This is a genomic window from Bradyrhizobium sp. Leo170 (genome assembly GCF_004296405.1).
Lineage (GTDB): Bacteria > Pseudomonadota > Alphaproteobacteria > Rhizobiales > Xanthobacteraceae > Bradyrhizobium.
The window spans coordinates 1-6,380 of the sequence record NZ_PSRR01000424.1; the positions used below are offsets into that span (position 1 = coordinate 1).

Below are 6,380 nucleotides of genomic sequence, written 5' to 3' on the forward strand. Positions count from 1 at the left end.
CCACCTTCTCCCACAAGGGGAGAAGGTGAAATCAGCATCGCCAGCACGCGCCAGCGGAATAGCGGCGAATCCGGTGGCGGCGAGAGTTCTGGGGTGTAGCCGGTGAGCTTTTCCAGCGAAAAGCTGTCCATCACCATGCCGCGCCAGACGCGCTCGACGCGTTCGAGCGGCTGGCGCGCGGCGCCCGCCGAATCCAAGAATGGCATCTGGCTGTCGAGCTCGCGCACGACATAGATGCCGGCGTGATCCCTGATGCGGTCCATGCCGGGATCGCGGAAGCCCTGGAATCGGCCGCGCTCGTTGAGCTGGATCACGGGCACGCGGCCATTGAAGAACAAGCGCAGCATCGCATAGGTGCGGTAGTCAGTGGTCGCGATCCAGGTCGCGCCCTGCTTCTGCAATTGATCTTCGACGCGCGCGGCGAGCTGCTCGTAGCCGGCTTCGCCGCCGATCGGATCGGTGCGGCCGATCAAATTGAAGGGCGTCGCGACATAATACAAGAACACACAGACGACGAAGACGAGACCTGACATCACCGCGATCCGCGCCCAGGAGATGGTCGCGCGGATCATCCATTTCGGAAAACCTTCGCGCGGCAGCATCGCGATGTTGATGGCGGTGGCGGCAAAGCCGGCGGGCCACAGGAACATCGGCCAGGTGTCGCCGACCCGAAGCGTCAGCGACTTCCACAGGAAATAGAAGAACGGCACGATCACCGCGGTCGAGAGCAGGATCGCCACCGGCTCGCGGGTGCGATAGCCGCGCCATGCGGTGAGCGTCACGCCCGACAGCACCACCGGCAGCACCACGAATCCGACCAAGCCGAGTTGCAGCGCGAAAAACTCACCCAAGGTGCGGAGCGAGAACGGATGATCCGCGGTGGCGCGCACCGCCTGGAAGCGGAACGAGGCCCAATCATGCTGGTCATTCCAGATCAGCACCGGCGAGAACACGAGGATTGCGGCCACGATGGCCAGATAAGGATAGGGGCTGGAGAGCCAGCGCCACCGCCAGGACGGCACCAGAATGAACGCCACGACTGCCGGCACCAGCATGATCGCGGTGAATTTCGACAGCAGCGCGAGCCCACCGAACAGGCCGGCGGCGAGCCACCAGCGCCCGTCGCCGCTTTCGGTGAGCCGCACCAGCGACCACAACATCGCGACCGCAAACGGGATCATCGCGATGTCGGGCGCGACCTTCGCCATCAAGAGGCCGTAATAGAGCGCCGCCTCCGGCAACAGCAGCGCCAGCACGATCGCCCTGAAATCATGGGTGACGCGGCGGACGATGTCCGCGAGCAGGAGCTGGGTCGCCAGCATCGCCAGAACGCCGGCAAAGCGCGCGCCGAGATTGGTGTCGCCGAAGATCGCGGTGCCGAAGCGGACGAACCAGGCGATCATGGGGGGATGATCGAGGAACGACAGCACGTTCTCCTTCGACCAGGTCCAGTAATAGGCCTCGTCCGTGCGCAGGTCGAGCACGGCCGCATAGATCAGGCGCAGAACCGTCATCGCCGCGATCAGGGCGATCACGACGGGCCATGATGGCGCGGAAGGATAGTCGTCCGGCGTTGCGCGGCCGGCTTTGAGCGGGATCTTCGTCACGGCCGCGCTTTTCCTAGACTCCCAGCGGGGTGTCAACGTGTCGCGGGAAAAGAATGATAGGCGGGCGTTCCGGCAGGCCGGCCATGGACTGGTGCGCAAACCTGGGCGTGGCGGGCGTGAAATGCGGCCTCTTCCACGAGGGAGCGGCGGATTTGAGAATTCGGAAGCATTATACGATTTGGCTATAATGGAGCGGCACGGGGCCAGGACGGCGTACGAGGCCAGGACGGCGACAGTGTTCGGCAGGGAATAAGGCATTAGATTTGACGATAGTAGCTACGGATCACATGGCCTCCTCTGCGCGCCAGCAATTACGAGAATTTTTCCGCGGCATCGGCTTGCGGCAGGTTCGGCTCGCCTGCGGCACTATTCTGTTCGCTTATCTGGTCAGCCATTTCCTCAATCACGCGCTCGGCAATATCTCGCTGGACGCGCTGGCCTGGGGCGTCAACTGGCACACCGCCTTCTGGCAATTCCGGCCCGTTGCCTTCATTTTCTACGGCGCATGCCTCGTGCATTCCGGGCTCGGCATCTGGGCGCTGTATCAGCGCCGACAGTTCGGCTGGAAGGCGATCGAGCCGCTGCAACTGCTGTTGGGCTTGAGCATTCCTTTCCTGATCATCGCCCATATCGTCGGCGTGCGCCTCGGCCAGACGCTGTACGGGCACGAGAAGCTCTATCCGCAGGAACTCTATATATTCTTCATCGGCGCGAGACAGAGGCTGTTGCCGATGCTCGCGGTGCTCGTCATCGCCTGGGTACACGGCTGCATCGGGCTTTATTTCTGGCTGAGGATGCGCCGCTTCTTCAAGCGCGCGGCGCCGTTTCTGCTGGCGGCCGCCGTGCTGATCCCGACGCTGGCGCTACTCGGCGTCTACCAGGGCGGACGCACCGTGATCGCCGACAGCACCGATCCCGCGTGGCGGCACGACAACCTGTCCGCGCAACATGTCGGCACGCTGGAGCAGGCTGATATGCTCGATCGCATCACCAGCGGTATGACGATCGGCTATGTCGGCCTGCTTGTCCTGGTGCTGCTCGCGCGCGGCGGACGCGCCATCCTCGAGCGGCGCGGCGGCATGATCAGCCTGTCCTACGGCAATGGCCGCATCGTCCGGGTGCCCAAGGGATTGAGCGTGCTGGAGGCGAGCCTGCGCCACAACGTGCCGCATGCCTCCGTCTGCGGCGGCCGCGCGCGCTGCTCGACCTGCCGCATCCGCATCATCGGCGACTGCAGCATGCTGCCCGAACCTTCGCCGCGCGAGGCCTTCGTGCTCAGCCGCGTCGGATCGACCGATCCCTCGATCCGGCTCGCCTGCCAGCTCAAGCCGACCACCGACCTCTCCTTCTTCCAACTCTTCACGCCGCACACGATGTCGGCCACTGCGCATGCGTCGAACCCGACGCGGATCGGGCAAGAGCGCTATCTCGTCAGCCTGTTCGTCGACATCCGCGGCTCGACGCAGCTTGCGGAGACGCGGCTGCCGTTCGACACCGTCTTCATCGTCAACCGCTTCCTCAGCGCGGTGTCGCAGGCGGTGATCGAGAGCGGCGGCCAGCCCAACCAGTTCGTCGGCGACGGCATGCTGGCGCTGTTTGGCCTCGCGAGCAGCCGGCAACAGGCCTGCCTGCAGGCGCTGCGCGCGGCGGCACAGATCGGCAAGAACATCGACGAATTGAACCAGTTCCTGAGCCATGACCTGCCCGAGCCGATCCGCTTCGGCATCGGCATCCATGGCGGCGAGGTGATCGTCGGCGACATCGGCTATCGCGACCACATGGTGTTCACCGCGCTCGGCGACGCCGTCAATGTCGCGGCGCGATTGCAGGACATGACCAAGACGCTTGGCTGCGAAGCCATCTTCTCCGAGGAGGTGCGCATCACCGCGGGCCTCACCGCCGATGCGCTTCCCGAACAGGAAGTCGCGATCCGCGGCCGCAACGAGCCGATGACCGTGCGCACCGTCGACGACACGCGCACACTGTCCGCGCTGGTCAACGGCGATCAGGTCGTTGCGGCCTGATTATCATCTGTTAGTCGCACCGTTCGGCGATCGCTGCCGCATCGTCAACGTCGGCGTGCGCTGATCGTGAGCGCTGACTTACCAAGCTCCGGCCGTGACAGATGCCCGAGACTTGCCGCGATTGGCCGATCTTTTCCACGGGAATGAATGGGAAATAGGCAAAACGGCGCAAAAGCGCCGCGAAACGGCGTGTTTCCGCCAAAATCACGCGTGAGCTTTGCGCTACCAAGCGCGACGCAATCTGCGTTATCCTGCGCCTTGCGAACATGCCGGGGTGTGCGGGGACCGGCCCGTTCGTTTTATTATTTGATTTTCCGCCGGAGACGACGTGAATGGCTAAAGGTACTGTAAAATGGTTCAACCCGACCAAGGGCTACGGGTTCATTCAACCCGCATCGGGTGGCAAGGACATATTCGTTCATATCTCAGCGGTTCAGAAGGCCGGCCTTACGACGCTCAATGAAGGGCAGTCGGTCGAGTACGACGAGATCGCCAACCGCGGCCGGACATCGGCGGAGAATTTGAAGGTCTAGCATCATCGACGAAGGCCGCACTCTCGGGGATGCGTCCGGGAGTGACGCCCAAACAAATTGCAACAGAGGGAAACGTTCACAAGGAGCTGAGCGCGCGCATCCGCGCGTCGGCCACTTTCAGTCCTCCGTCACCCATTTGGCGACGGGCATGACATCCGGCGGCTGCAGATAGCCGCGTGGCCACAGATCGACGGCCCATTCCACCTTGGTGGCGCGCTCGACCAGCACCGCTGTATTGTGCGGCGTCTGCAGCACCAGCGTGTTGCCGCGGTAATGCGGATCGCCAACGACGTGGTGCTTCAGCAGATTCCATTGCTGCAGTACCAAGAGCAGGCTCGTGGTGTTGCGGGTGGTGTCCCAGCAATCGTAATTGTGCTTGTCGTCGAAATAGCGGAAATCGGCTTTCGCTACCCGCTTCTCGGTGCCGATGATCGGACCCATGCGACGGTCGAACCACATCACCGCTTTTTGCACCGCAGCACGCTCGGCGGCCGCGGAGGCGCGGCCCGCATTCATGATCTGCGTCAGCGCGGCGCGGTCGGCGGCGCTGAAATCCAGGATCTCGCGGCGGCGGCAGACGAAGCCGTAGCAGACCGTCATCGCGTTCGCCGAGGGCGGATAGATCGACACCGACGTGTAGAGCGCCTCGACCGCCGCGCTGATCTCGGCGGAAGCCGCAGGATATGCAAAGAGCGCCAGCAGGCCCGCGCAGAAGCCTGCGAGCGTTGAGCGTGGGCCGTGCTGCATCGATCGATCGGTGTCGCTCATGAAACCTGCACCCCAGAAGCGTTTTCGAGCGAAGTGGATACCGGTTCGCTTGAAGAAAACGCAACAAAACAAGAATCCAGAGCTTGGGTTCTGATTCCATCAGGACCAGAGCTCCAGGAGGGGTTTGAGGATTAGCGTGGCCTCTCGATCCTGCCAATATGCCGGATAAGAGCCTGTGGATCACATCGCGCGTGGCAGACCTTCCAAATTTTAGCATGTCAATTTGAACATGATCTCCGCGCAAACGCTTCGCGTTTGTCGCGAGGGAAACCGCCCCCCACTTTTCCGGATCATGCTTTAGTCCAACCCGATCTTGCCCTGCGCCCAATAGGCCTTGGTCTTCACCCGCGATGATGCGACGCCGGCTGCTTTCAAGGCCCGGCTTACGCGCTGGATCGACGATGCCTTGCCTGTAAGAATGAAATGCGCGCCGCTTGCGGCAAGGCGCAACACCTCAGTTTCGGCCGCGGCAAGATGGGCGTCGTCGGCGGTGCGCTCCATCAACGTTGCTTGGCCGAGGCCGATCGCCTCCAGCACCGGCCGCGACTCCGCGACATCCGAGGCCTCGAACACATGGATTGCAGCGTCAGCCTGCGGGCTGTCGCGGAGTGCCGCCGCCAGGCCGAACGAGGTTTCATCGCCGAACAGGACCACCGGCGATTCAAGGCCGGATAGATCGAGCGAGCGGCGCGGACCGAAGAACTGGCAGATGTCGCCTTCGCGCAGGCCGCTTGCCCATCGGCTGCCGGGACCGTCGCCATGCGCGAAGGTGAGCATTCGTGTCCTGCCGCTGTCGGCGTCCCACGATATCGGCGTGTAGGTCCGCGCGCTAAGGCCCGAGCCCATCGAGACCTGGACCTTTTGGCCAGCCGTCCAGGCGACGTTCCTGAGCGCTTCGCTTTCGAGGTCGACCAGCCGAAAGTGCGGCGAGAGCGTCTCGACTGCGGCAACGCGCGCAGGACGCATCAGCCATCGCAGCAACATCCGCGTGACTCGACCCGGCGGGGCGAGCGGCGGCGCAGAATTTTCCGGCCCGTGGGCGGGTTGGGTCAAAGGTTGGCTCCTTGCACCGAAATTTCGACGTCGCTGCCGCGCGGATTACTTCGTCCTGACCGTGAATTCATTGCCGCGCCCGGGGTCGAACGGCAGCGGCAGTGAGAGATAGCCGTTTTGCGGATCGCGCACGTAGTCGATATAGCCGGAGCCTTCCTCGAACGCGTTCTCGCCGATGATCATCGCGCCGGGCTTCAGGTGGGGCTCCAGCAGCTTGAGAATGGGAAGATAGAGGATGAAGGCGCCGTCGAGCATCACCATGTCGATGTCGCCGCCGACGCCCGGTCTGAGGGTTTCCTGCGCATCGCCGACCCGAAACTCGACCAGGTCGGCCAGCCCGGCGGCGGCGACGTTCGCCTGCGCCCGTTCGGCCTTGCTGGGCTCGAGTTCGGTCC

General features: G+C 63.5%; 6 protein-coding genes. 2 read left to right on the forward strand and 4 right to left on the reverse strand.

Annotated features, from left to right (window positions below):
- The coding region (locus CWO89_RS39235) for a glycosyltransferase family 39 protein (protein ID WP_245476780.1) at positions 1 to 1,514 on the reverse strand (1,514 nt) is incomplete at its 3' end.
- A 380-nt stretch (positions 1,515 to 1,894) separates the two neighbouring features.
- On the opposite strand from CWO89_RS39235, the gene CWO89_RS39240 reads away from it, so the two are divergent.
- Positions 1,895 to 3,631 carry an adenylate/guanylate cyclase domain-containing protein gene (locus CWO89_RS39240; RefSeq protein WP_130583669.1) on the forward strand — a complete coding sequence of 579 codons (1,737 nt, stop codon included), beginning with the start codon at positions 1,895 to 1,897 and terminating at the stop codon, positions 3,629 to 3,631.
- A 332-nt stretch (positions 3,632 to 3,963) separates the two neighbouring features.
- The gene (locus CWO89_RS39245) at positions 3,964 to 4,164 is read left to right on the forward strand and encodes a cold-shock protein (RefSeq protein WP_130583670.1); all 201 of its coding nucleotides are present in this window, start codon (positions 3,964 to 3,966) and stop codon (positions 4,162 to 4,164) included.
- Between the two features lie 117 nt (positions 4,165 to 4,281).
- On the opposite strand, the gene CWO89_RS39250 is transcribed toward CWO89_RS39245, so the two are convergent.
- The 3 genes from CWO89_RS39250 to CWO89_RS39260 form a co-directional block, all read right to left on the reverse strand.
- A complete protein-coding gene (locus CWO89_RS39250; protein ID WP_130583671.1) occupies positions 4,282 to 4,911 on the reverse strand; it encodes a hypothetical protein in 630 nt (209 codons plus the stop codon).
- 318 nt (positions 4,912 to 5,229) lie between these two features.
- Positions 5,230 to 5,985, reverse strand: a complete 756-nt coding sequence (locus tag CWO89_RS39255) for a siderophore-interacting protein (RefSeq protein ID WP_245476779.1) — start codon at positions 5,983 to 5,985, stop codon at positions 5,230 to 5,232.
- 45 nt (positions 5,986 to 6,030) lie between these two features.
- On the reverse strand, positions 6,031 to 6,380 hold a 350-nt coding region (locus tag CWO89_RS39260; protein ID WP_207234661.1), incomplete at its 5' end, for an O-methyltransferase.